Consider the following 24,495-nt stretch of genomic DNA (forward strand, 5'->3'; position numbering starts at 1 on the left):
ATAGCGATGAAGACGGGCTTTCTGTACCCAAAAAATTATTTAGGACGCTACTGATTTCATATTCAAAAAACTTAACGATATACGCCAAACGGGGATGACATCAGTATGTGGAACCACCCGACCGATAAGCAATAGTATCAATTAGGAATTTATAAAAAAATATTTGCAGACAATGTTTTAATATCGTAATATTGCAATATATAAAAAATACAATGGGACTTACTAGATCAGAAATATTCAACGAGGAACAAAATAGGCTAGCTTCCCGATTTAAGGTTTTGGGTCATCCTGCAAGAATTGCAATACTGCAGCATATCATTGATCAAAAAACCTGTATCTGCAACGACTTGGTCGAGGAGTTGGGCCTCGCGCAGGCAACTATCTCTCAGCACCTAAAAGAACTAAAGCAGATCGGAATCATACAGGGGACGATCGAAGGTAAATCTGTTTGCTACTGTGTGGAGGAAACCATATGGAAAGAAATTCAAACAGAGTTTAATGCATTTTTCGATCAGAAAGTGAAAGTTAGCAGCTGCTGTCCGTAGTATTTCGTTTAGTATCTAATATCGTTATATCGCAATTTACAATTAAATAAAATTACATCTAAAATAGAGTCACTATGAAACTATCAAAAATCAAAGAAATCCTACAATCATTGGACAATGTTGAGTTTCAGTTAGAGGATGGAACATTAGTTCCTGAACACTTCCACGTCACCGAAGTCGGCCAAATTACCAAGACTTTTATTGATTGTGGTGGCGTAACCCGGCAAGAGCAAGTCGTAAATTTCCAATTATGGAATGCCGATGATTATGAGCACCGTCTAAAACCTAGCAAACTGCTCCATATCATCAACCTATCCGAAGAGAAATTAGGTATCCAAGATGTGGAGATCGAAGTAGAATACCAAAGTAGTACAATAGGTAAATATGATTTGGAATTTAATGGAAAACGTTTTGTTCTTCAAAATAAACAAACCGCATGTCTGGCAAATGATGCCTGTGGTATTCCACCGGAAAAGCAAAAAGTAGAATTAGATGTATTAATAAATAACAGCTGTACACCTGGCTCAGGATGTTGCTAGTACTTAAAATCCATCGAAATGTATCCAAATCTAGCGGCAACGATTAACGAAATAATCGAGACCTCTATTATCAGCGAAGAACGCAAATCTATATTACAACCACTGATTGATAGTATTCAAAATAAAGTTGACAGCAAACAAGCGGTAAATATCAATTTCATCTGTACGCACAACTCTCGACGAAGCCATTTATCACAAGTTTGGGCACAAGCGGCGGCGGCATATTTTAATATTCCAAACGTTTTTTGTTATTCGGGCGGCACGGAGGAAACCGCAATATTCCCAACCGTATTGGAAGCGTTGGCGCGTCAAGGTTTTGCCATTTTCAAAATTACCGATTCAGATAACGCTGTATATGGTATAAAGTACAATGACAATGTCCCACCGGTAATTGGTTTTTCTAAAAAATATGATCACCGGTTCAATCCGGTATCAACTTTTCTCGCTGTTATGACCTGCTCGCAAGCAGACAGGGGTTGTCCTTTTATTGCAGGTGCTGAAAAGCGAATACCAATCACATTTGAAGACCCTAAGGTCGCAGACGGAACTCCGGAACAATCGCAGGTATATATGCAAAGAAGTCTGCAGATAGCAGCGGAAATGTTCTATGTTTTTTCATTGATTAACCGTTAGCTGATGCAACCAAAACTAAAATTTCTAGACCGGTACCTTACCTTATGGATATTTATGGCCATGGCGATCGGAATCGCATTGGGATATTTATTTCCTGGAATTTCCAATATTAACGAAGATTTATCGGTTGGCACGACAAGCATTCCTTTAGCAATAGGACTTATATTAATGATGTACCCGCCGCTGGCCAAAGTAGATTATTCGTTACTACCAATCGCATTGAAAAATAAAAAAGTAATCGGTATATCCCTATTTCTCAACTGGGTGGTAGGAACGGTCCTAATGTTTGGATTAGCAGTGCTTTTTTTAAGAGATCAGCCAGATTATATGTCAGGCTTGATATTAATTGGTTTAGCGAGATGCATTGCCATGGTGATTGTGTGGAACGATTTGGCAAAAGGCAATAGAGAATACGCTGCTTTATTGGTTGCGTTGAACAGCATCTTTCAAATCTTAAGCTATAGCTTCCTCGTTTGGTTATTTATTAACATACTGCCCAGTAAATTGGGGCTAGCCAATTTCAATGTAAGTGTATCGATGAAAGACGTGACACAAAGCGTCTTAATATACTTGGGTATCCCGTTTTTTTCTGGTTTTATGACGCGCTACACACTTGTCAAATCAAGAGGTAGCGAATGGTATAACCGGAAATTTATCCCCAAAATATCACCAATTACGCTATATGCATTACTGTTTACGATTGTTGTAATGTTCAGCTTGAAGGGTGATAAAATATTGGAACTGCCAATGGATGTGATTAAAGTGGCTGTGCCGCTTGTCATCTATTTTGTGTTAATGTTTTTCGTAAGTTTTTTTATCAACAAGTCCTTAAATATTTCTTACGACAAGAATGCATCAATTGCATTTACCGCCACGGGTAATAATTTCGAGCTGGCAATAGCGGTATCTATAGCAGTATTTGGTATTCATTCACCCCAGGCATTTGTCGGTGTTATAGGACCGCTGGTGGAAGTGCCTGTATTAATACTGTTGGTTAAAGCGAGTTTATGGCTTAAGAAGAAATATTACACGTAATAGCAAGAAATCAACGAGCGCTTTATCTTTCAGAGATAAGGGGTACCAATTTGATGAATGACGCTCCCCTCTTCTACGCAATGTAGCGTATCCAAGAGAAGTACGCTCGGGCTTATTACATTTATTGGAACGCAGAAAATCGGAAAAAAGCCCCAACGATTAGATTCTAAGAATTATTCATCACGTTAAATTAAGCTAAAAACTGAAAGACAGCGGGTTATTGAGCGTAAATAATCACTAAAGGAATGATTTAATATGATCGTTATATCCATAAATTGCTAAGATATCACCAGTTTCTAGTTTCGTATCAGGTCTAGGAATGCCATGTAACACGGTAGTCACTACACTTTTTCCAAACGAGGTTTGTTTCTCCGTATTCTTTAAAATAGTCAGTACTAGCAACTCATACTTCTCTCGAAATCCGATTTCCTGAATTGTCTTACCAACATATTTTTGCGGGACCACCACTTCTACAATCGAATAGTTACTGTTTAATTCGAAAGAATCAACTAGTCCTGTCATACAGAGCCGTTTGGCCCATCGCTCTGCGGATTCTTCTTCCGGGTGTGCTATTTCGGACACACCCAGAGCACCAAGCACCTTTTCATGTAGACGATTGACAGCCCTACTGATCAAACGTTTTACATTCGCTTCTTTACACAAAGCAGTAACCATGATATTTGCACCCTCGTTCTCGCCTATTGCAACAATAAATACATCTGTGTTTTTTAAAGGCAAAGATGCAAACGCAGTTTCGTTAGTTGCATCAAGGCAAATGGTGTGTGTGATCTTTTCTTTTAAATCTGTAACCTTTTCTAATTGCCAATCCACACCAATCACTTCGTTACCTTGCATGGTAAGTTTTTCTGCCAATGATGCGCCAAAGTTTCCTAAGCCTATAATTGTAAATTTCATAAATAATTAATTTATTGTAAGCTCCTCAGGAGCATACTTATAATGCGTGTAACGTACCTTTTTTACAAGCGCAATCAGAACCGACAGCATCGTTACCCTTCCGATGAACATCAATAGAATTAATATAATCTTGCTCTGCGGTACAAAGTCACCTGTCACCCCGAGTGATAGACCAACGGTACTATAAGCTGAAAAACATTCGAAAGCGACATCGACCAAAGGTCGGCTCGGCTCGAAAAAAGTTATGGCAAAGACGCCTAACCCGATAACAAGCAATGAAAGAAACATAGTAGCAAAAGCACGTTGAATTGAAATCGTCGCAATTTCGCGACGAAAAATCTCCGTTCTGTCTTTTCCTTTTGCTAAACTAATAACATTTAATACAGCAACAGCCAATGTACTCGTTTTTATCCCCCCACCAGTAGAATTTGGTGATGCACCTATCCACATCAGTAGCATTATGAACAATATGCTGGAAAAATGTAACTGAGCAAAGTCGATACTGTTGAATCCCGCCGTTCGGGGGGTGGTTGCTGTCGAAAAGGCAATGATCAATTTACCCAGACCTTCATGTTGATCAAATACATGATCATACTCGTTGATGTAGAGAACCATGGTCGCGATTACGGAAATAATAACAGTTGTAATAAGATTGATTTTGCTATTAATAGTAATCACCCAAGGACGATGGTAATTTCCTTTTAAAGTCCATTTTTTAAATAGTCTGTTCAATAAGTGTTTCAAATATTTCAGTACGTTAATAGCGATCGGAAATCCTAAACCGCCAAAAATGTAGACGCATGCAATTGTAAACTGGAAACCATAATTATATAAAACCAATTCATTCATGAGCCCATTAGGCAGTACGGAAAATCCCGCATTACAAAAAGAAGAAACCGAGTGAAACAACGATAAAAAAATTCGCTGACTAACAGCTAATTCAGAGGGCGTTTCCGCAAGGCTCCAGTATATCGCGATGGCTCCAACGATTTCTATACCGAAAGTTATCAAAACTGTGCGTTTTAAGAGAACAAAGACCTCTCCTAAACGATTTGTATTTGAAAAATCCCGAATAGCTAATTGATTCTCGTAACTACTTCCGCCCTTAAGAAAATAAGTAAACAATCCCGCAAAGGACAAGATCCCTATCCCCCCCGCCTGTATCAGCAACATGATAAAGAGCTGTCCCCAAAATGTGAAATGTGTTGCCGTATCCACAACCGCTAAGCCCGTTACACAAACTGCGCTGGTGGCTGTAAATAAAGCATCTATCCAAGTCAGAGGTTCATTTACAGCGACGGGAAGACGGAGCAAAAGAGTGCCTAATGCGATGAGTCCCAAAAAACTAGAAATAAACAACTGCGCAGGATTAAAAAAACTTCGCTTGATCACTTTTCAATTATTTGCGGTAAAACTAATAAAATAACTTGGTTTGCGTAAAAATACAAATATTATCAGGGAAATAATCTTCAGCACACCCTTCAAATAAAATATAGACGTTTACAATTAAACACACATCGTAATATAATCAGAATCTATGCAATAATTCCACCTGTCTCCAATAGATTTATCTACTTTAGCAAATAGACAATGCAAGTACTAAAACGCAAATTTTGATAGATAAAATTTATAATATAATTTGGAGCGATGCGCTTGTTTACTTTTGCCTATTGACGGGGATATACTTCACGATTCGCTTTCGATTACCTCAAGTAACGCAGGTTCCAGAAATGTTACGCTTGCTTTTTAAGGGCAAAAGTTCGACTCGTGGAATATCATCCTTTCAGGCTTTTTCTTTGGCAATATCAGGGCGAGTTGGTACCGGAAATATTGCGGGCGTCGCAACAGCGATAGGAATGGGGGGACCCGGCGCGGTATTCTGGATGTGGGTTATTGCATTTTTAGGAAGTGCTTCTGCTATTGTCGAGGCCACGTTAGGACAGATGTACAAAGAAATCAACGATGGAGAATACCGTGGTGGACCAGCATTTTATATTTTAAAAGGCTTGAATTCAAAATCATTTGCTTGGACGTTTGCCATCGTCACAATTGTGAGTACAGGATTTCTACTTCCTAGTGTGCAGAGTAATAGTATAAGTGCGGTAGTGGAGTCTGCATTCAATATATCCCCGGTAGTTACAGGAATATTCCTTGCAATATTTTTAGCAATAATCATTGTAGGCGGTGTAAAGCGAATAAGTAAAGTAGCCGAATATGTTGTTCCATTTATGGCAGGTGCGTACATTTTAATGGCTTTAGTAATTATCGGACTAAATTTCACACAGATTCCTGACGTATTATCCCTAATTATTAAATCGGCCTTAAATATGGAGGCCAGCTTTGGAGCGGTTGCTGGAACCGCTATCGCGTGGGGTGTGAAACGGGGCATCTATAGTAACGAAGCTGGACAGGGAACGGCTCCTCATGCAGCGGCAGCGGCGGAAGTGTCTCATCCGATCAAGCAAGGCCTTGTTCAAGGCTTTTCCGTTTATGTGGATACGCTGTTCGTTTGTACTGCAACGGCACTTATGATATTATTTACGGGACAATATAACGTGCGTAACCCGGATGGTGGATTTATTGTTCACAATCTACCATCCGTTGAAATTGGCCCTGCCTACACACAACAGGCGATATCTCATCATTTCCCCGTTATTGGAGGGGCATTCATAGCTGTAGCACTGACGTTTTTTGCGTTTACAACGATTATGGCCTACTACTATATTGCTGAGACAAACATCAGTTTTCTAATTAGAAAAGCCAATAAAACATGGGCCATTTGGATACTTCGTGTTTTGATTTTGAGCTCGGTATATTTGGGATGCGTCAGTACAGCGAAGTCCGCCTGGACACTGGGGGACATCGGAGTCGGTTTGATGGCCTGGCTAAATTTAATTGCTATAATCCTACTACATCGCAAAGTTGTCATTCTTTTTCAAGACTACAATGCGCAGAAAACGCAAAAAAAAGACCCTATTTTTAACAACAATATATTCAAGTTTCCGAATATGGAGACCTGGCTAGAAAACAATAAACAACAGAAAGATGAATAAGTTGATTAATTTAACGGTCTTCAGGGACTTCTTCAAATCGAGTAACGCAGGAGGAATTATCCTATTTATATGTGTGATTCTGTCACTGATCTTAGCAAACACACCCGCAGGCGTTGGTCTGCAAAACCTCTTAGATCGGCGAATAGGATATGAATCAGAACATATACACCTGAATTACAGCATCTTGTTATGGATAAATGACGGTCTTATGGCAATCTTCTTCCTTTTGGTGGGGCTAGAGATCAAGCGTGAAATCGTAGAAGGAGAACTGTCATCTCCAAGAAAGGCATCACTCCCGATTTTATGCGCTATTGGTGGGGCTATCGTTCCCGCGTTAATTTACGTAAGTCTGAATGCTGGCACCGAAACAGCCAGTGGCTGGGGCATCCCTATGGCAACCGATATCGCGTTTGCCCTTGCCGTTATTGGTCTTCTAGGAAAACGCATACCGCCCAGCTTAAAAATATTTTTGGCCGCCCTTGCAATTGTTGACGATCTGATTGCCATCATGGTTATCGCATTCTTTTATTCTTCGGGAATCGAGACAAGCTACCTATTATATGCCGCCGCGGGATTATCGGTTCTTATTATCATGAATCGATTAAACGTACTGAATCCATATCTTTATCTTATTCCAGGCGTATTTATCTGGTATTTTGTTCACCACTCCGGTATTCATGCGACAATTGCAGGTGTGTTAGTGGCAATGACAATTCCAACAAATGACACCGACGTAGAATCACCACTCGAACGACTCGAGCACGCACTTGTTAGACCTGTCAATTTTCTTATTATTCCGCTATTTGCATTTGCAAATACAAATATCACTTTGGCCAGTGAAATGATTGACGGACTGACGGCTCCTTTGGGGCTGGGTATTGGGCTGGGGCTACTATTAGGTAAACCGATTGGTATTTTTCTTATGGCATATCTTTGTACGAAGCTAAATGTTACCACCTTACCAGTAGGCGGTACTTACAAACAGATCATTGGTGTTGGATTACTTGCTGGTATCGGATTTACGATGTCGATCTTTATCTCGATCTTATCTTTTGAGGATGCATTGCATGTTAATGAAGCAAAGCTATCCATCTTGATCACCTCGATACTCGCCGGTATTGCTGGATATCTTTTTCTATACAACTCTCGTGTCGAACAAGCAAATAAGCTATAGGCCTTATTTTTCATCTATAGCTGGCGCAGTAATAGATTTTCTATATAAGTGATACTACCGGTTATTAACGCGGAAGCTGGAATCCGTGTAAAGAAGGTCGGTGACCCGGCAGTTGTACGCGTTGCAAGGAAATTACTCTGATGGGATTTCAAGCGAGTATGCTTGGTTACCGGATATTCCCTGGGACTTCAAATATCCCCTTTTAATAAAATGCATGATAAATTCCGCCGGTAATATTCACTTTTGTGTCAAGCCCCGTAAAGTGGGAAAAAGCAGGTAAAAATCAAATGATCGTCACCAACCAAAAACGCGGGAAAGTGATGCCATTTATTCACCGAGAGCTTCACCCTCACACCTGGGTGCACGTGTCCAGAAATCTGAGGGGTCCCCGCAAACACTTTCGGTTGATGGTCTGGCAAGGCGACTCCCGCTTTGCTATAGGCGCGATTAAGCTTATCTATCGAATTATGAACATGAATTTGCGCGAGACCATCAACGGCCTTCATGATCCGTTGCGCCTTACCTAAAGAATAGCCAACAAATACCGAGGTCCGCTTATTGGACTTGTTGAGCGTAACCCATTCTGCAAGTGCACGGTTCTGGCGCGTGACAGTGTCCCACTGGTAGATAGGTAAGCCGAACGTACTTTCGCTCACAAACTCATGGCACCTCACCAACTCAAAAGGTGTACTAAGTCCGTCCTCTTGCAGCTTATAGTCGCCGGAAACCACAACAACTTTTCCTTTATATTCCATCCTGATTTGAGCAGATCCGATAATGTGCCCGGCAGGGTGAAACGAAACGTGGACATTGTTAATAGTCATGCTTTCTCCATATTCGACACCCTGAATACGGATATCCGCACCAATTCGAGATTGCAAGATCGGCACCGTATAGTGATGACATAAATATTTCGTCATCCCCGCGCGCGCATGGTCAGCATGTCCGTGTGTGATTAAAGCGAGTTCAACTGGCCTCCAAGGATCGATATAAAATCTCCCAACAGAGCAATAGATTCCTTCGGGCCGAAATTCAATAAGCTGCATATTGTTTATAACGATGTGCAGACTCGTTTTGTTTTGATACCGCAAAGCTATTACACTAAGAATGCTGTAAATATTGGGTTTATCTCTCCGTCCAGAATGATGCGTAAAAAAAAGAACGATCAATTGATGTCATCGCATGATCGTTCTAAATATTCTTTCCCAGAGGAAGCGTTTTTAAAGTAACTTTAACACTTTAAAAATTCTACCACCGTTATTGTGTTACTCAATAGCCTGGATTTTGCTCTAATATGCCGTATGCTAAATCTATCTGCTTTTGAGGCACAGGCATCAAGTACAACTTGTCATCCCAGATACGTTCCTGGGCAAGCGCATTTTTGACGTTATAGATACTACCCATCACCGTTGGCGCTATTTCCCAGCGGCGAATATCGAGGTAACGAACACCTTCTAAAGCAAGCTCCACTTTACGTTCTTGGCGAATCGCTTCACGTAGGGACTCTTTGGAAGCATACGTCGTTCGATTTAACGCTGGCATCCCTGCACGAGCACGAACCTGATCGACTGCGTCGTAAACAGACGCATCGGGACCCGACGCTTCGTTTTGCGCTTCAGCATAGCTTAATAAGATCTCCGCATAACGAAATATGATAATGTTACTGTGGTTATCGAGCTGCTCTTTATTTGCTACCGGGTCGACCATCTTGCGGAAGTTATAACCCGTTTTTGACATATTGCTAGCACCATCAATCCATTTAAAGGTGTAATTTCCGGCGGTCGTTAACGCGCTCCAGGGTGCTGTTTCAAATAAAATGGAAGCATAGAATCTTGGATCCCTGTTTTTAAACTCTTCCACGAAAGCTGTCTTGTCTTTGTTGTAACGCTCTGCGCGTACCGCAGGTGCAACTACATCGACTATTTCACCTGTTTTGAAGCTTTGATAGCTATCCACAAGACTCTGCGTCGGGGCGATAGAACTCCATCCTCCAATACTTCCTTCCATCAGGTAGGTATTGAGGTAGTTCGCCTGTACTTGTTCGATAAATTGTCTATCCAAAATCACCTCGTTATTTCCTTCATTTACTTGGTGAAAAAGACCTTCATAACTGCGCAAACCTAAGCGAAATTTTTGTTCTTCAGCAGCATTTTCGAACGTTACAAATTTCGTGTAATCGTCCTTTTTGTCTAACGCCGATTCGCTGTTCACTTTAAAGAGCGCGTATCCGAGTGCTATAACTTCTTTAGCTGTGGCAGCAGCTTCCGTGTACCGAGCTTCGCTCAATAAAACGCGTGTTTTCAACGTTAGCGCCGCACCTTTGGTAATCCGTCCCCGCTCTTCTGTCTTGCCTCCAGAATAACTCTCCGGTAATAAAGCAGCTGCAGCATCGAGCTCACGGATGACAAAATCAATCACCTCCGCTTTAGGCGTTCTGGGAACATTAAGCTGCTCCTCGGTAAAGTCAAGGACAGAAGTCACCAACGGAATATCCCCAAAAAGGTTGGTCATTTTGAAATAAGAAAACGCTCTTATAAAACGAACTTCCGCTTTATAGCGTTCTTTTAATTCCTGATTCATCTCCGCCTTATCTACATTCTCCAGAAAGTAATTGGCTTTGCGTTGGTCTTCATATTCCCATCCCGCATTCAACGATGAGTTAACCACTCCCGAGGAGATCGTTGTCGCCGAACTCTCCCACCCATACTGTCCATGGGCAATGTCCGTTGCTGCATCATCGTACATGATACCTTCACCCGGAAGTGTTGCGTAAATAGCGTTAACGGCTAAATAAACATCATTATCCGTTTTCCAAAAGGTTTCTTCGGAAACAGAGTTCAAAGGTGTACGCTCCAAAAATTCCTCACTACAGGAGGAAAACGATAAACTAGCAAGCAAACCAAAATATATTATTCTTTTCATTGTAATCAATTAAAATATTAAAAACTAGCGTTTAGACCAATCGAGAATGTCTTCACTCCCGGATAGCTCGCCCTACCCGAACCAGTTTCCGGATCGTAGTCTGAGAGACGCTTGTCAGCCATAATTGTGAAAGGATTGTTGGACGAGGCAAACACACGTAGGTTGGAGAATTTCGCTTTTTTTATCAGCTCTTTATCGAACGTATAACCAAGCGTGATCCCGCGGATACGAAAATAGTTGCCGCTAAACAGCCAAAAATCTGAAGTGACGTAGTTTTGAACTGCATCCGAAGTGGTAGTAATACGCGGGAACGGAGCGTCCGCCACGTTATTCTGTTCTGTCCACCCATCTAACCAAGTCGATTTAATGTTTCCGCCGTTGAAAAATGGCTGCACCGCCTCTTGCTGAAAGTAAGTTTTAACGCCCGCCACCCCGTAGGTAAGCACGTTAATATCAAATCCTTTGTATGAGGCGCTGAAATTAAATCCATAGTTAAGCCATGGTACATCGTTTCCTAGAATTGTCCTGTCTTCTGCGGTCAATACGCCGTCACCATTAACATCAACATACTTGATATCGCCTACTTTCGAGTTTCCAGCAATCGAGGTTTGGCTGGGATGGTTATCGATTTCTTCTTGAGAGGTGAATAATCCGTCAGATTTATAACCGTAGTAGTCACCTACCGATTCTCCAACACGGTTGATATATAACCCGTCGATGATCTCGTCCCTTCCCGTACCAAGGCTATTTATCGTGTTATTAATTTTAGATATATTTCCTGAAATCGAATACTTGAACTCTTCACCAACCTGACCATTATAAGTCGCAGTCACTTCGATACCTTTATTTGTGGTCTCTCCTTGGTTGAAGTAAGCTGCTTTTTCCCATCCCGAAGTAGCGAGGAATGTAGGTTGTAACAATATCCCTCTCGTATTTTTCACGAAGTAATCGGCGGTTAAGGCAACTTTACCTTCAAATAATGCCGCGTCGATACCCAGGTTTGTTTGGTAAACTTTTTCCCATAGTGCTGCTTTATTTACCGCTGCAGTTTGCTGCGCACCATCTACAGGTTCGCCCGCAAAGCTATATAGAGAGCTGATGCTAATAAGGTCGTAATAGTTACCGATGGCGACGGCATCTTGGTTACCTAAAACACCCCATGACCCTCTTACCTTCAACGCGTCAACCCAGCGTACCTCGTCCATAAACGATTCCTTGTCAATTGCCCATCCAGCAGAAACTGAAGGGAACTGTGCGCGGCGATTCTCGGGCGAGAAGCGAGACGAATAATCAATACGGTAGTTAGCCTCAAACAAGTATTTCTCCATGTAGTTGTAATTGAAGCGTCCAAAGAAAGAGCGGATAGACCATTCATCTTGGATAGTTCGATTGGCCAGCCCGGTGTCGTCGCTGCTCATATCAGACTGCGAGGACGAACCGTTAATAATTGTCTCTAAATCGTTGTTGACAAAGTTTTTACGACCTAGGAATGCCTCCCGATATACATTCGACTCTTGCGACACCCCGGCACTTACTTTCCCGTAGTGGGCACCGAAGTTTCGTTCGTAATTCGCTACTGCCTGCAAAAGAAGCTCTTGGCGTTTTCCCCAATACTCTTCCATCTCGTTAATAGGAACGGCGGTACCTGGAAGAGAAGCCCCGGTTAAAAAATCAGGGATGAAGTCTTGCCTTTTGGTGAAGTCCCAACTATTTGTATTGGTGTATTTAAGGGACATTAACCCGTCTAAAGAAAAACCTTCAAATGGTGTGAATGAAGCATTTCCAGCTAACTGCAAATAGTTATCTCTATTCCAGCCTTCACCACCTTCAGTAATAGCGCGCATTTGATTGGTAGCGGCGATAGTGGAATTGGCAGTACCATTGGATATTGATCCCCACTGCCCGTCGGATTGGCGCAGTACGGTCATTGGCAAAGCGCGTCCCATTTCTACCCAACTAATACCAAGTCCTTCGCGGTCGTAATCTTGTTTCAAAAACGATACGTTTGTCCCCACTTTCAATAGCCCATCAATCACGTCGGTGTTGGTGTTAAACTTGATGTTAATACGATCTTGCTTTCGACCAGGAACGAGTGAATTTTGATCGAAGTAGTTTAAACCTAAGTAGTAGTTGGTAATTTTACCCGGCGCATTGATGCTTAAACTCGCCTCGCGCTGCGGCGCACCCTGATCTAAGATTTCCTTATACCAGTCGGTATTCGGATAGCGGTCAGGATCGGCACCTGTGCGGTACATATCGATGATATCACCGGTGAAGTGTGTTTGCTTACCAGCATTCGCCATCGCGCGGTTGTAGAGCTCAATATATTCGAGCGAGTTTGCGAATTCAGGCACAAAGGTAGAATGCTGCCAGCCATAGCTCGCCGAGAAGCCGATTACTGCGCGATCACCACCACCTCTTTTGGTGGTTACCAAAATCACACCGTTGGCAGCACGCGAGCCATAAAGCGAGGCTGATGCCGCATCCTTTAGCACAGACATGCTGCTGATATCATTCGGGCTAATGGCAGTAAATTCTGCGGAAGTTGCCGGGGTACCATCGATGATATACATTGGTCCAGGAGCTCCCAGGTTCGAGCGGCCACGAACGGTAATCGTTGCATTGTTGCCCTTGGCGACTTCAGCTGGTCTACTCAGGACCGTAATACCTGGAGAAATACCTTGTAATGCATTTTGAAGGGATGAAACAGGGCGCTCCGCCAATTCTTTCGGAGAGATCGACGCAACGGATCCGGTTAAATTAACCTTCTTCTGCGTACCGAAAGCCACTACAACAACTTCTTCTAAACTTTCTTGGTCAGCCTCGAGATCAATATCTATTACGCTTCCCTGGATGATAGACTCTGTTTTAAGGTAACCGATCGCGCTAACCAGAAGCGTTTGCCCTTGGCTCGCTTGCAAAATAAACTTCCCGTTTGCATCGGTCGAAGTGGCAATCGATGGGTTTTCTTTAATCGATACTGTTGCACCAATTACTGGTCCATCGACAGATTTCACGACGCCCGTAATGGATTCCTGGTTTTGGGTAAATAGAACGCGTGTTTCCATTTTTGCAGCTGCAGCAAATCCGAAGGAAGGTATAGTAATTCCCAGCAGAAGAGCCGAAGCGAATGGATAGGTTCTATTTACTAAATAATTTTTAGTAAATCTTTTTTTCATGAATATAGTTATCTGTAAATTCTAAATATTACAACAGATGAAAGATATACATTAAACCAATATCCCGGTAACAATAGCTAAACACAATCGATTGCTTTATCACCTAATCACAAAATATATTGCACAATGACGCATCCTGAATTTCGCAACAAATAAGTTAAATCAATTAATAATTGGTATTTAGGCTAAATCGTCCATTTTAAATATCGCAAACTATTGCATCGACACATTTCCAATCACTTTTAATATGTCTGACTTAACGATTTTTAACAGTTTTTAGCTAACTACTAGATAGTCAGCAAATAGAAAGCAAATTTATTCTAATTTTAAATCTTTAATACGAGAAAATTTAAGTGTTTTTTAGAATTTTAAATCGACATAGCACATGCCTGGCAAGACTTTGTTAATTCAAAATATGCTAAAAAAGGGACTTGAAATTTAACTTTCAGCCCCTCCCATCGTTTCTCGTACTGATCTCGTGCCAGGATCGCAATAACGCTACATACCACTGCCCACCGGCATAGCTAACTTCTTTGATTGTCTATTCAATTTTTTTTTCTGCCCCACCAGATCATGAATCCAGTAAGCGGAAGGCTCGCACAAATAGCACTGATAATAAAAGCCAGTATCTTACCCCACATTCCACCGATAGCGCCTACATGAATATCATAGTTCGCATCTAGCACCTTCACCGCTAAGCTCTTATTCTGGTAATTCACCGTATTGATGATTTCCGCAGTGTTTGGATCAAACATCACACGGTGGCTAATATGGTAGGAATAATCAAGCTGCTTGACATACACTTCATACGGATGTTCTGGATGTTCGTATTCCATATGCTCATAAGGAAATACGATTGAGTATTGCGCCGCCGTGGGGTAGCGGGCGGCTACTTTCGCACTCATCTTATCAAGCATCGAGAATTCAAAATTCTCAGTATCCAGTTCCCGGTTATATTCGCTATAAAAAGGATACGTCTCCCCGGATTTCGCAAATGTCGTAAACACGAGCCCTTGTATAAAAAGGAAGCTATAAAAGGCTCCCGTGATTGCTAATATCAAGGCAAATGGTATGACATAGAAGCCCAGTATATTATGAAGATCATAATTTTTACGCTTCCACCCTTTAACTTTCTTCCATCGAAACCAGAATCGCTGTTTGATGGATCTGCTTTTTTTAGGCCACCATAGGTAAAGTCCGGACAGCAGCATAAAAATAAAAATCAACGTCGGAACGCCTGTTATCCACTTTCCCCAAGTAGAGTTGAAGAGCAAGCTAAAGTGAATATATTTAACGATATGGAAAAATGTGTGTTCTTCATTAATAAACCGAAGTACTTCGCCCGAATAGGGGTCGACGTAAACCGACTTATAGCTAACGAACTCATCGAAATAGTTCCAGGCATCCGGGTCCATTTCCAAATATATAAACACATAGGATTTACGTTTATCAAGCGGGATGTCAACCCAGAAGACCTCGTACGGCTCCTTTGTAAAGGCCTTAACGTTCGCCTCAAGCTGCGCGAGTGGTAGCACCTGTTTGTTAGCAATATTCGTTTGGTGGTAAATAATGTCGCGCCGCAACCAACTGGTAATATCCTGCTGAAAGGCAAATAAGCAACCTGTCAGCGCTACAATAAATACGATTGTGCCCACGGCAAGGCCCAATATCAAATGGAGCTTACCCACAGCCTTTGTCAGCAGGTTTTTTGTCTTCATCCTTTAAAATTTATACGTGACACTCGCCGCGAAAGAACGTAGTTTCTGCGGGACTGCATTCCCCCATCCGACCCAGTATTTCTGATCGGTGATGTTATCAACTTTAATTCCAAATCGGTATTTCGCTCTATAGTCGTAAAAAACATTTGCATTTAATAAAAAATATTCGGGCAGTTCAATGGTCCCCATACTGACGGAGTTGACCACATCGTAAGCGCTCGCGTAATTACCGCCTACACCCAAGCCTAGTCCCTGCGCTTTGCCGTGCAGCATGCTATAGCTGGCATAGAAATTCGCCAGGTAGGGAGATGTAGCCGTGCCCGGACGGCGTCCTTGCACGTCAGCATCGGCTTTGGTATATTTCGAATTATTATAAGCAAAGCCCGCAAGTACGTTCAATCCGTTAATGGGCGTCCCTTGCACCTCAAGCTCAATTCCCTCACTAAGACGCGTTCCATCTTGCACCTGTTCACCGATTACGCTTGTTGGAACAGCACGTAATACATTATCAACCACGACGTGGTAATACGAGACAGTTCCGTTTAAACGCTTGCCGAGCAGTTCCACTTTCGATCCAACCTCCCATTGGTTGGCGAACTCGGGATCTGCGGTTTTTGTCACCTCGCCTTCCGCTAAATACATTCCTTTATTCGTGAAGCTATTTTGGTAACTACCAAACACCGACCAGATCGATTTTATAGGCTGATAAACAACACCGAATTTTGGCGACACAGTCACTTGATCGTATTTTCCCGATTCGATCGCACCCACTAGGCCGCCAATATTATTAAAGTAATCAAAGCGCACGCCGGCCATCAAGTTAAAGTTATCCGTCAAGTCTAATACGTCGGCGACATACGCGCTGTAGGTTTCCATCGTGCCGTCCAGCGGATAGGTGAAGTCCACATCACCTGCGGCATATTTGGTCCACATATTCGTACCGTTAAATGCTGTTATATCGACCACAGCATCAGTCACATTGATCATATCAAAGCTACTTCCGTAGAAATATTGCTTATCCCGCACACGCAGGTAGTCTAAACCAAGGACCATCCGGTTGCGCATCGATCCAATCTTAAAATCAGCATTGAAATTCTGCTGGATCTGAAAGTAGTTTTTCTTACTATCGCGAGTCGACTGGTCTGCACGTTGAACGTAATCCGTACCGGCAGCACTTTCAACGCCCGTTGCCACCGAATTGGGCACAAAGTAATAATAGGCACCGAAACCGTCCGAATAATTTTGTGAAAAAGAAATATTAGTACTGGACTTTATAAAAGGAGATATTTCGTAGTCTAGTATGCCAAATAAGTTTAAATTGCGATAGTCTTGATCAAGCCCATCGCCCTGAAGCGATAAATTATAGTCGATCGAAAAATCTTTGATAGAACGCACGCCATACTGCGTATCAGGATAGCTAAAACCTAGCATCTGCCCCATGTTACTACTTTTGCCTTGCGTATATTCCGCCTCCAGGGTAATATGGGTACGCGTGTTTGGGCTGTATGTAAAAGTCGGACTTACAAAGAAATAGGAGGTTTTAAGGTTACTGTTCTGAAAGGAAGATTCGGTATTATAAGCAGCATTTAGTCGAAAGAGCGCGGTCTTTTCGTCGTTTAGCACCCGATTCACATCGACCTGCGCGCGCAGCATATTGTTGGATCCCCCCGCAAGACTCGCCGAGCCAAAGTTATGATCTTCCGCTTTTTTGGTGATCCGGTTAATCATCCCACCGTAGCCCGCTAGCACGTTACCAAACAAAGTTCCTGAAGGTCCCTTGAGGACCTCGAGCCGCTCTAAATTCGCTGCATCGACCGTCCCGGATATTCCACCAGCCAGACCATTGCGTAAGGTGTTGGTAGACACAAATCCGCGCAAGCTTACGTAAGCCCCGCCATCACCCGAGCGGCTGGTCGCGTTCCATATATTTTGAAGCCCCGTAATATTACGAGAACCTTCATCAACGTTGAAAATTAACTGTTGATCGAGTAGATTGCCATCGATAACTGAGTAAACCTGTGCGTTCTCTAAATTGCGTAGTGGAATTTTAGCCACGTTGTAAGTTGGTTTTTCCAGCACCATAGGCGATTTATACCCCGTTACACTCACTTCATCCATTTCTACGGCCGCTGACTTCACCGTAATTAAGCCAACATATTGGTTCTGATTTTGTACCCGCACGGTTTTGGCGTACACCTGATTGCCTAAATAGTGAATGCGAAGCATATAACTACCCTTTTCAGGCACGCTAAGCTGGAATTCACCATTTTCGTTCGCCTGCGTGCTCCGCTCCGCAGGTTCCATACTGATAGTAGCATTAGTTAGTGGTTCTAAAAATTCCGTTTGAACTTTTCCTGTCACTTGAAGTTGCGCTTGAGTCATATTGAAAAATGACAGAAGAAGCGCTGTTAGTAGATATCTTTTCATTGTTCGATTTGATGCTTTTGGGAAGTAAATGTAGAATTTATTTAGATTAATTAAAAATAAAAAAAACAAATTTATCACCAATAAAAAACCATCAACAAACCTGATTAACACGCACACCAACAGTGACTTACGTATATAATATAACCGTCAAAAGGACATTAATTGCGGATACGACAACAGAATAACGTGGCAAAAAAAGTAGTAGATGTAGAAAACAATTGTTATAACAGCAAAATATTCGCTAGCGGGATGCCATCTTAAAACTAGACATTTCCGCCCGACAAGCAAGTCATCCACACGGGAAAATCGAGGCGATAGATGCTGCATATTGCCTGTAGAATTCACCGATATATTTACGTTTTGTCTAGCGCGGAAATGGTTTTATTGACGCGGTCGGGTTGTCGCCTCAGGAAGCACTAAAGGGAAACTTGATAGAAGATTGTCCCCAGCCCACGGAGTTCATTTAATTCAACTTTTTGATCAAAGATTCCATATACCGATGAACCCGAGCCGGACATCGATGCATATAGTGCGCCACGCTCATATAAAGCCAATTTTATCTGGCGAATAATTGGATACTGAGCAAACAAGCCCTGCTCAAAATCATTTTTTACATAAAATTTCCAGTCCTGAATAGGAAACTTAATCAGGTCAATCAGCGCCTGCTCAGGGACCGCTGGGCTCACCCCGGCATAGGCTTGCTGAGTAGAAACGTGGATATCCGGCTTAATTAGCACAATAAATTTATCATTTAAATCTAAATCGATGGGCGTTAGTTCTGTCCCTGTGCCGATCCCATACATTGCTGTATTGCGGATAAAAAAAGGACAGTCCGCCCCTAGCTCTGCTCCGTGCGCCTCCAGCTCGCCGCTTGTTATCCCTAAATCGAACTGATCGTTTAACATCATCAGCACGCGCGCTGCATCCGAAGATCCACCCCCCAGGCCCGCACCAAATGGTATTTGCTTATGCAGATGAATATTCACTTGGGGAATCGGGTAATTCGCCGCTAGCAGGCGGTAAGCCCTTAAGCAAAGGTTCGATTCATCGCCCGGCAGATCCATCCCGGTAATTGTGAGGGTAGTGTGCTCCTGCGCTGGAGTGATCTCCAAGATATCATAGAGCGCAAATGGAAAGAAAACGGTCTGCAGCTCATGGTAGCCGTCGGGCCGCTTCGCGGTGACATTTAACCCAATATTGATTTTAGCGTTAGCGAATGAAATCATATTACAATAATAACTAATCTCTACAGACTTTACGCCCTTGAACGCTATTTTTTGTTCCCTTTGCAGGTTTTTTTAAACCCCATACGCATTCCCTATCCACCCTCCCTTTTCAGCTTTGACACCCCTCATCAGGCCTACCTAGCAATGCGCACTGATTTGCTAAAAACCTGTCCGCCGCGTTATTTTGCTTGAGATGCTTCCTTCACTCGCCCGAACAAGAATCGTCGATATATGCGAAAAAAACCGGCTATTTTCCCTATTTTTACCTACTTTCAGAAAAACTGACTTTTTCGAAATAATAGTATTTTGTAGTAAATGAGTGAAGAAACAAATTTTCCAGAAGAAAATCAGGACCTTAACGAGCAAGGTCAGGACAACGAACCTAATTCGATAACGATCCCCTTATCCGGACTGTACGAAAACTGGTTTCTCGATTACGCATCTTATGTTATACTAGACCGGGCTGTACCCCATATTAATGACGGATTCAAACCCGTCCAACGCCGTATCCTTCACTCCTTAAAGGAGATGGATGATGGACGATTTAACAAGGCAGCCAACGTGATTGGTAACACCATGAAGTACCATCCGCACGGGGATGCCTCAATTGGAGATGCCATGGTGCAGCTGGGACAAAAAGATCTTTTAATCGATTGTCAGGGTAACTGGGGTGATCCCATTACAGGTGATTCTGCCGCAGCACCGCGTTATATTGAAGGGCGTCTTTCCAAATTTGCCTTAGAGGTTGTTTTCAATCCCGACACCACCGATTGGCAGCAGAGTTACGACGGGCGTAACAAGGAGCCGATCACCCTACCTGTAAAATTCCCTTTACTACTCGCTCAGGGAGCTGAAGGTATCGCGGTGGGTCTAGCGACCAAGATCATGCCCCACAACTTTATCGAGCTGATCGATGGGTCCATACAGGTGTTAAAAGATGAACGCCCCAACCTACTGCCGGACTTCCCCACAGGTGGGCTGGCGGATATGTCCAACTACAACGAAGGCCGCCGCGGTGGTAAAATACGCGTGCGCGCGAAGATCGAAGAGCGCGACAAAAAGACGCTTGCCATCACTGAAATTCCTTTTGGAACAACAACGGGTGGGCTGATCGACAGCGTGGTCACTGCGAACGACAAAGGAAAGATCAAAATCAAAAAAATTGAGGACAATACAGCCAAAGACGTAGAAATCATCGTCCACCTGGCTCCGGGAATTTCTCCCGACGTCACAATAGATGCCCTGTACGCCTTTACCGCGTGTGAAAGCTCGATTTCACCAAACACCTGCGTGATCATCGATAATAAGCCGCATTTCATGAGTGTGAATGATATGCTTATCACAAACACCAAACAAACAAAGGCCCTAATCAAAAGAGAGCTCGAAATAAAGCTCCACGAATTGCAGGAGAAAATATTCTTTTCTACGCTGCTTAAGATATTTATCCAAGAAGGTATGTATAAGAACTCAAGTTATGAAAACTCGGGTGATTTCGATACCGTAGTGCAAGTTTTAAACGAGCTATTCATGCCTTTCTTCCCACAGTTCTATCGGGAGATTATGCCTGAAGACTACAAACGTCTAATCGACAAACCAATGAGCAGCATCACGCGCTTCGATGTTTCCAAATCGGATGAGCAAATGCGCGCGCTCGAAGGCGATATCAAAACGGTGCGTAAACACCTGCGCAACCTGACTGACTACACAATAGAATGGTTTGAGCACTTGCGTCAGAAATACGGTAAAGGCCGTGGTAGAAAGACAGAAATAAGAGTGTTCGATAAGGTGGAAGCCTCCCAAGTAGCACTTGCAAATGCGAAACTCTACGTGAACCGAGATGACGGTTTCATCGGAACGGGTATTCGGAAGGATGAATTTGTTTCAGAATGTTCGGATATCGATGACATTATTGTCTTCCGCGCCGATGGCAAATATGCGGTCACCAAGGTGCAAGAAAAAGTGTTTGTAGGGAAAGAAATTATCCACGTCGCGGTATTCAAAAAAGGAGACGATCGTACGATCTATAACGCCATCTATAAGGACGGAGTAAGCGGAACAAATTATATCAAACGTTTTGCAGTGACCTCCGTCACCCGCGATAAAGAATACGATATCGGTAAGGGCAGTAAAGGATCGAAATTACTCTACTTTACGGCCAACCCCAATGGGGAGGCTGAAGTGGTAAACATCCAACTAAAACCGCACACAAAGCTGCGAAAACTGAATTTCGATCAGGACTTTGCCGAAATCGCGATTAAGGGGCGTGCCTCACAGGGAAATATTGTATCCAAATATCCGTTAAAGAAAATTATATTTAAAAATGCGGGAGCCTCTACGCTGGCCGGACGTAAGATCTGGTTCGACGATGTGCTGCGCCGGCTGAATGCAGATGAGCGCGGCCGATATCTAGGTGAGTTCGATGGTGAGGACAAAATACTCCTAACTTACCCCGATGGCACCTATGAGTTTTCATCATTTGATCTGAATAACCACTTCGACGCCAACGTCCATCGGATGGAGAAATATAGCGCCCAACACGTTTACACTGCGATCCATCAAGATGGTAAATCGGGAACCTACTATGTGAAGCGCTTCAAATTTGATGACCAGCCTATTGGAAAACGTCTGCCATTCATAAACGAGGCACCGGGATCCAAGCTTATTGTGTTAACAAATGCACCGGAGCCGCTTGCCCGCATCGATCTTTTAAAAGGGAAGTCCCAGACACCCGAGACACTCGATCAGTCGTTGAACGAACTGATCGATATCAAAGGAATGAAAGCCCAGGGAAACAGACTTTCCTTCCATACGGTAAAAAAAGTAAAACTCCTATCAAGCGAGTTGGATCTCGCTGCCCTGCAGCAGGCTGATTCCGCTGCTACCGAAGATGCCAGTGAGAAAAATGCAGATGCGGAAGCCCCTGCGGGGACTTCCGATCCAGTACCTGCGCCGCGGGAAATACCAACAGACGCACCGCACAGCGACACCCCTCAGGAGCCAGATGAAAAAGGAGAGAACAAACAGGAAGGAAAAAGTGACCAAGTGGATTTACAGGAAAAGCAGTCCAGTAAATCATCGGAAGCAAACGATGACGTGAGTCTGGAGATTACCAATCCAGATGATATTAATTTAGACGATAACGGTCAAACATCGCTTTTCTAAATTAAAATATATAGTTCGAAAGCAGCTCATTGTGCAGCAATATAATAGCTTGCGCAACGAGCTGCTTTTTATTTTTTACAATGCGGATCCTACGTCCTTTTCTGCTTCCGATCAGCGTCGATGTTACAGTATCCCCTTATCTAGTCTCGGAGTGAAAAGGCTATCGGAATAGGTCCAAATACTAGCCGATCCCTCCTTGATAACGTTCTACTTTTGGTAAACCTTTTCGTCGTGGGTGTTTTATTCGGCCCAGGTTCCCCAATTATTGGATACATTTTTAAAATGCGGTTCAAAGTAGTCCATCGACCGCGCAAATTTACCCTCTGCGATATTACCCATTTCAAACACTAACCAAATCATCAAAAGTTCGTGAGACCCAACCAGCCATTACGACTGGTATTCCTTTAAAAATTTCTGCAGTTTTGGTGCTATCACCGCCGCGCAGTACGGATTTCCTGGATTCTGATTAAAATAATCATGATGGTAATTCTCAGCCTCGAAGAAAGTGACAGCGGGTTCTACGGCTGTTACAATAGGATCGGCAAACACCCCCTGCTCTTGTAAGCTACTGATGAATTTATCGGTCATCTCTTTTTGCTGCTCATCATGGTAGAAAACCACCGAGCGGTACTGCGTGCCCACATCGTTCCCTTGTCTATTCAATGTAGTGGGATTATGGGTTCTAAAAAAGATCTTGAGTAACGCATCGAAATCGACTTTGGTTTCATCAAAATCAATCTGGACAACTTCTACATGGTCCGTATTTCCCTCGCATACCTGTTCATAGGTCGGGTTTTCAAGTTTTCCACCCATATAACCCGGCAATACGGTATGTACGCCTTCTATGTTTTGAAATATCACTTCGGTACACCAAAAACATCCACCTCCAAACGTTGCTTTCATACTATCTATTTTATTTAGTGTGTTAACTAACAAACATTTAATCCCTTAATAATAATGTTCACCTTGGACAATTCTTTCTTGATCACGCTCCTCGCAAACAGCGAATGTGAATCCCTCTTGCAACGCAAAAGAGCCATACTCACCATTTTTATTTAACGCTAAAAAGCCAACCTGAATATCTTTAGCGATATCCGGTTTCTTTTTTACAATACGTTCGACGGCCTCGCGGCAAGCCTCCCGAGGTGAGTACCCTTGCCGCATCAACTCCACGACCAGAAAACTTCCGACCGTACGAATCACCTCCTCACCAACACCTGTGGAAGTCGCCCCTCCGATTTCGTTATCCACGTATAACCCCGCACCAATAATCGGGCTATCGCCCACCCGCCCGTGCATTTTAAAAGCCATACCACTTGTCGTGCAGGCGCCCGAGAGGTTTCCTGCCTGATCAAGTGCGAGCATGCCGATAGTATCGTGGTTGTATTTATTTCCCGGCAAGCGTTCCTTGTTAAACGACGCATTTTCAATATTCATAACCGGAGCATACTTCTTCTCCTTAAGCCACTCCTTCCAGGCTTTCTCGGACTCCGCTGTAAGTAAATTATCACGTTCAAAGCCGTTCTCTAACGCAAACTGCAGTGCGCCCTCACCAACGAGCATCACGTGTGGCGTCTTTTCCATCACTAAGCGCGCGACTTGTATCGGGTGCGCAATATGCTCCATTGCCGCAACAGCGCCACAGTTGCCTTCGCTGTCCATAATGCAGGCATCGAGCGTGACGTGTCCATCACGGTCAGGGTACCCGCCCTTGCCTACTGTTGTATTGGAAAGATCTGCTTCGGGGACCATAACCCCGCGTTCTACCGCATCGAGCGAGTTCCCCCCTTTTCCTAGGATTTCCCAAGCAGCACGGTTCGCCGCAACACCAAAATCCCAAGTGGATATCACTATCGGCCGCAATGGTGCAACTCTTTTCGTTTTCGCGGATAATTGACCGATCGCCCCAACGCTGGCTGCCCCAATTATGGACTGTTTTATAAATCGCCTTCTTGTACTCATTGAAA

At 43.2% G+C, this 24,495-nt stretch carries 17 protein-coding genes; 7 read left to right on the forward strand and 10 right to left on the reverse strand.

The window, feature by feature from the left end; translation table 11 throughout:
• The first annotated feature begins 212 nt into the window (after positions 1-212).
• The 4 genes from FM107_RS16955 to arsB all read left to right on the forward strand — a co-directional run bounded on the left by FM107_RS16955 (position 213) and on the right by arsB (position 2,752).
• On the forward strand, positions 213-545 hold the full coding sequence (locus FM107_RS16955; protein ID WP_086949676.1) for a helix-turn-helix transcriptional regulator: 333 nt from the start codon (positions 213-215) through the stop codon (positions 543-545).
• Between the two features lie 74 nt (positions 546-619).
• Positions 620-1,084, forward strand: a complete 465-nt coding sequence (locus FM107_RS16960) for a DUF6428 family protein (RefSeq protein WP_086949677.1) — start codon at positions 620-622, stop codon at positions 1,082-1,084.
• An 18-nt stretch (positions 1,085-1,102) separates the two neighbouring features.
• A complete protein-coding gene (locus FM107_RS16965; protein WP_086949678.1) occupies positions 1,103-1,717 on the forward strand; it encodes a low molecular weight phosphatase family protein in 615 nt (204 codons plus the stop codon).
• 3 nt (positions 1,718-1,720) lie between these two features.
• Complete coding sequence (arsB, locus tag FM107_RS16970) at positions 1,721-2,752, forward strand: ACR3 family arsenite efflux transporter (protein WP_086949679.1); 1,032 nt, start codon at positions 1,721-1,723, stop codon at positions 2,750-2,752.
• Between the two features lie 237 nt (positions 2,753-2,989).
• Here arsB and FM107_RS16975 read toward each other — a convergent pair whose 3' ends face one another.
• Entirely contained in the window at positions 2,990-3,667 is a 678-nt protein-coding gene (locus FM107_RS16975) for a TrkA family potassium uptake protein (RefSeq protein WP_086949680.1), read from the reverse strand.
• A 6-nt stretch (positions 3,668-3,673) separates the two neighbouring features.
• Positions 3,674-5,059 (reverse strand): TrkH family potassium uptake protein, encoded by a 1,386-nt coding sequence (locus FM107_RS16980; RefSeq protein ID WP_086949681.1) that lies wholly within the window; start codon positions 5,057-5,059, stop codon positions 3,674-3,676.
• Between the two features lie 221 nt (positions 5,060-5,280).
• Here FM107_RS16980 and FM107_RS16985 point away from each other — a divergent pair, with 221 nt between their 5' ends.
• Both FM107_RS16985 and nhaA read left to right on the forward strand, forming a co-directional pair.
• Positions 5,281-6,720 carry a sodium:alanine symporter family protein gene (locus FM107_RS16985; protein WP_256959607.1) on the forward strand — a complete coding sequence of 480 codons (1,440 nt, stop codon included), beginning with the start codon at positions 5,281-5,283 and terminating at the stop codon, positions 6,718-6,720.
• Positions 6,713-7,894, forward strand: a complete 1,182-nt coding sequence (nhaA, locus tag FM107_RS16990) for a Na+/H+ antiporter NhaA (RefSeq protein ID WP_086949683.1) — start codon at positions 6,713-6,715, stop codon at positions 7,892-7,894. The genes FM107_RS16985 and nhaA overlap by 8 nt, the downstream gene beginning before the upstream one ends.
• A 248-nt stretch (positions 7,895-8,142) precedes the next feature.
• On the opposite strand, the gene FM107_RS16995 is transcribed toward nhaA, so the two are convergent.
• The 6 genes from FM107_RS16995 to ispE form a co-directional block, all read right to left on the reverse strand.
• The gene (locus tag FM107_RS16995) at positions 8,143-8,985 is read right to left on the reverse strand and encodes a hypothetical protein (protein ID WP_086949684.1); all 843 of its coding nucleotides are present in this window, start codon (positions 8,983-8,985) and stop codon (positions 8,143-8,145) included.
• Positions 8,986-9,163: 178 nt separating this feature from the next.
• On the reverse strand, positions 9,164-10,816 hold the full coding sequence (locus FM107_RS17000) for a RagB/SusD family nutrient uptake outer membrane protein (RefSeq protein WP_086949685.1): 1,653 nt from the start codon (positions 10,814-10,816) through the stop codon (positions 9,164-9,166).
• A gap of 17 nt (positions 10,817-10,833) precedes the next feature.
• Complete coding sequence (locus FM107_RS17005) at positions 10,834-13,995, reverse strand: TonB-dependent receptor (protein WP_086949686.1); 3,162 nt, start codon at positions 13,993-13,995, stop codon at positions 10,834-10,836.
• Positions 13,996-14,540: 545 nt separating this feature from the next.
• Positions 14,541-15,713 carry a PepSY domain-containing protein gene (locus FM107_RS17010; protein ID WP_086949687.1) on the reverse strand — a complete coding sequence of 391 codons (1,173 nt, stop codon included), beginning with the start codon at positions 15,711-15,713 and terminating at the stop codon, positions 14,541-14,543.
• A 3-nt stretch (positions 15,714-15,716) separates the two neighbouring features.
• Positions 15,717-18,140, reverse strand: coding sequence for a TonB-dependent receptor (locus FM107_RS17015; protein ID WP_086949688.1), 2,424 nt, complete (start codon positions 18,138-18,140; stop codon positions 15,717-15,719).
• A gap of 416 nt (positions 18,141-18,556) precedes the next feature.
• Positions 18,557-19,366: a 4-(cytidine 5'-diphospho)-2-C-methyl-D-erythritol kinase gene (gene ispE / locus FM107_RS17020; protein ID WP_086949689.1), complete on the reverse strand. Its 810-nt coding sequence runs from the start codon at positions 19,364-19,366 to the stop codon at positions 18,557-18,559.
• 315 nt (positions 19,367-19,681) lie between these two features.
• Between ispE and FM107_RS17025 the strand changes: the two genes are divergently transcribed.
• The gene (locus FM107_RS17025) at positions 19,682-22,528 is read left to right on the forward strand and encodes a DNA gyrase/topoisomerase IV subunit A (protein ID WP_086949690.1); all 2,847 of its coding nucleotides are present in this window, start codon (positions 19,682-19,684) and stop codon (positions 22,526-22,528) included.
• A 387-nt stretch (positions 22,529-22,915) separates the two neighbouring features.
• Here FM107_RS17025 and msrA read toward each other — a convergent pair whose 3' ends face one another.
• Together msrA and FM107_RS17035 are read right to left on the reverse strand one after the other, a co-directional pair.
• Positions 22,916-23,431 (reverse strand): peptide-methionine (S)-S-oxide reductase MsrA, encoded by a 516-nt coding sequence (gene msrA / locus FM107_RS17030; protein WP_086949691.1) that lies wholly within the window; start codon positions 23,429-23,431, stop codon positions 22,916-22,918.
• Between the two features lie 45 nt (positions 23,432-23,476).
• Positions 23,477-24,490 carry a N(4)-(beta-N-acetylglucosaminyl)-L-asparaginase gene (locus FM107_RS17035; protein ID WP_086949692.1) on the reverse strand — a complete coding sequence of 338 codons (1,014 nt, stop codon included), beginning with the start codon at positions 24,488-24,490 and terminating at the stop codon, positions 23,477-23,479.
• Positions 24,491-24,495: the final 5 nt, after the last annotated feature.

The organism is Sphingobacterium sp. JB170 (assembly GCF_900163865.1).
Classification (GTDB): Bacteria; Bacteroidota; Bacteroidia; order Sphingobacteriales; family Sphingobacteriaceae; genus Sphingobacterium.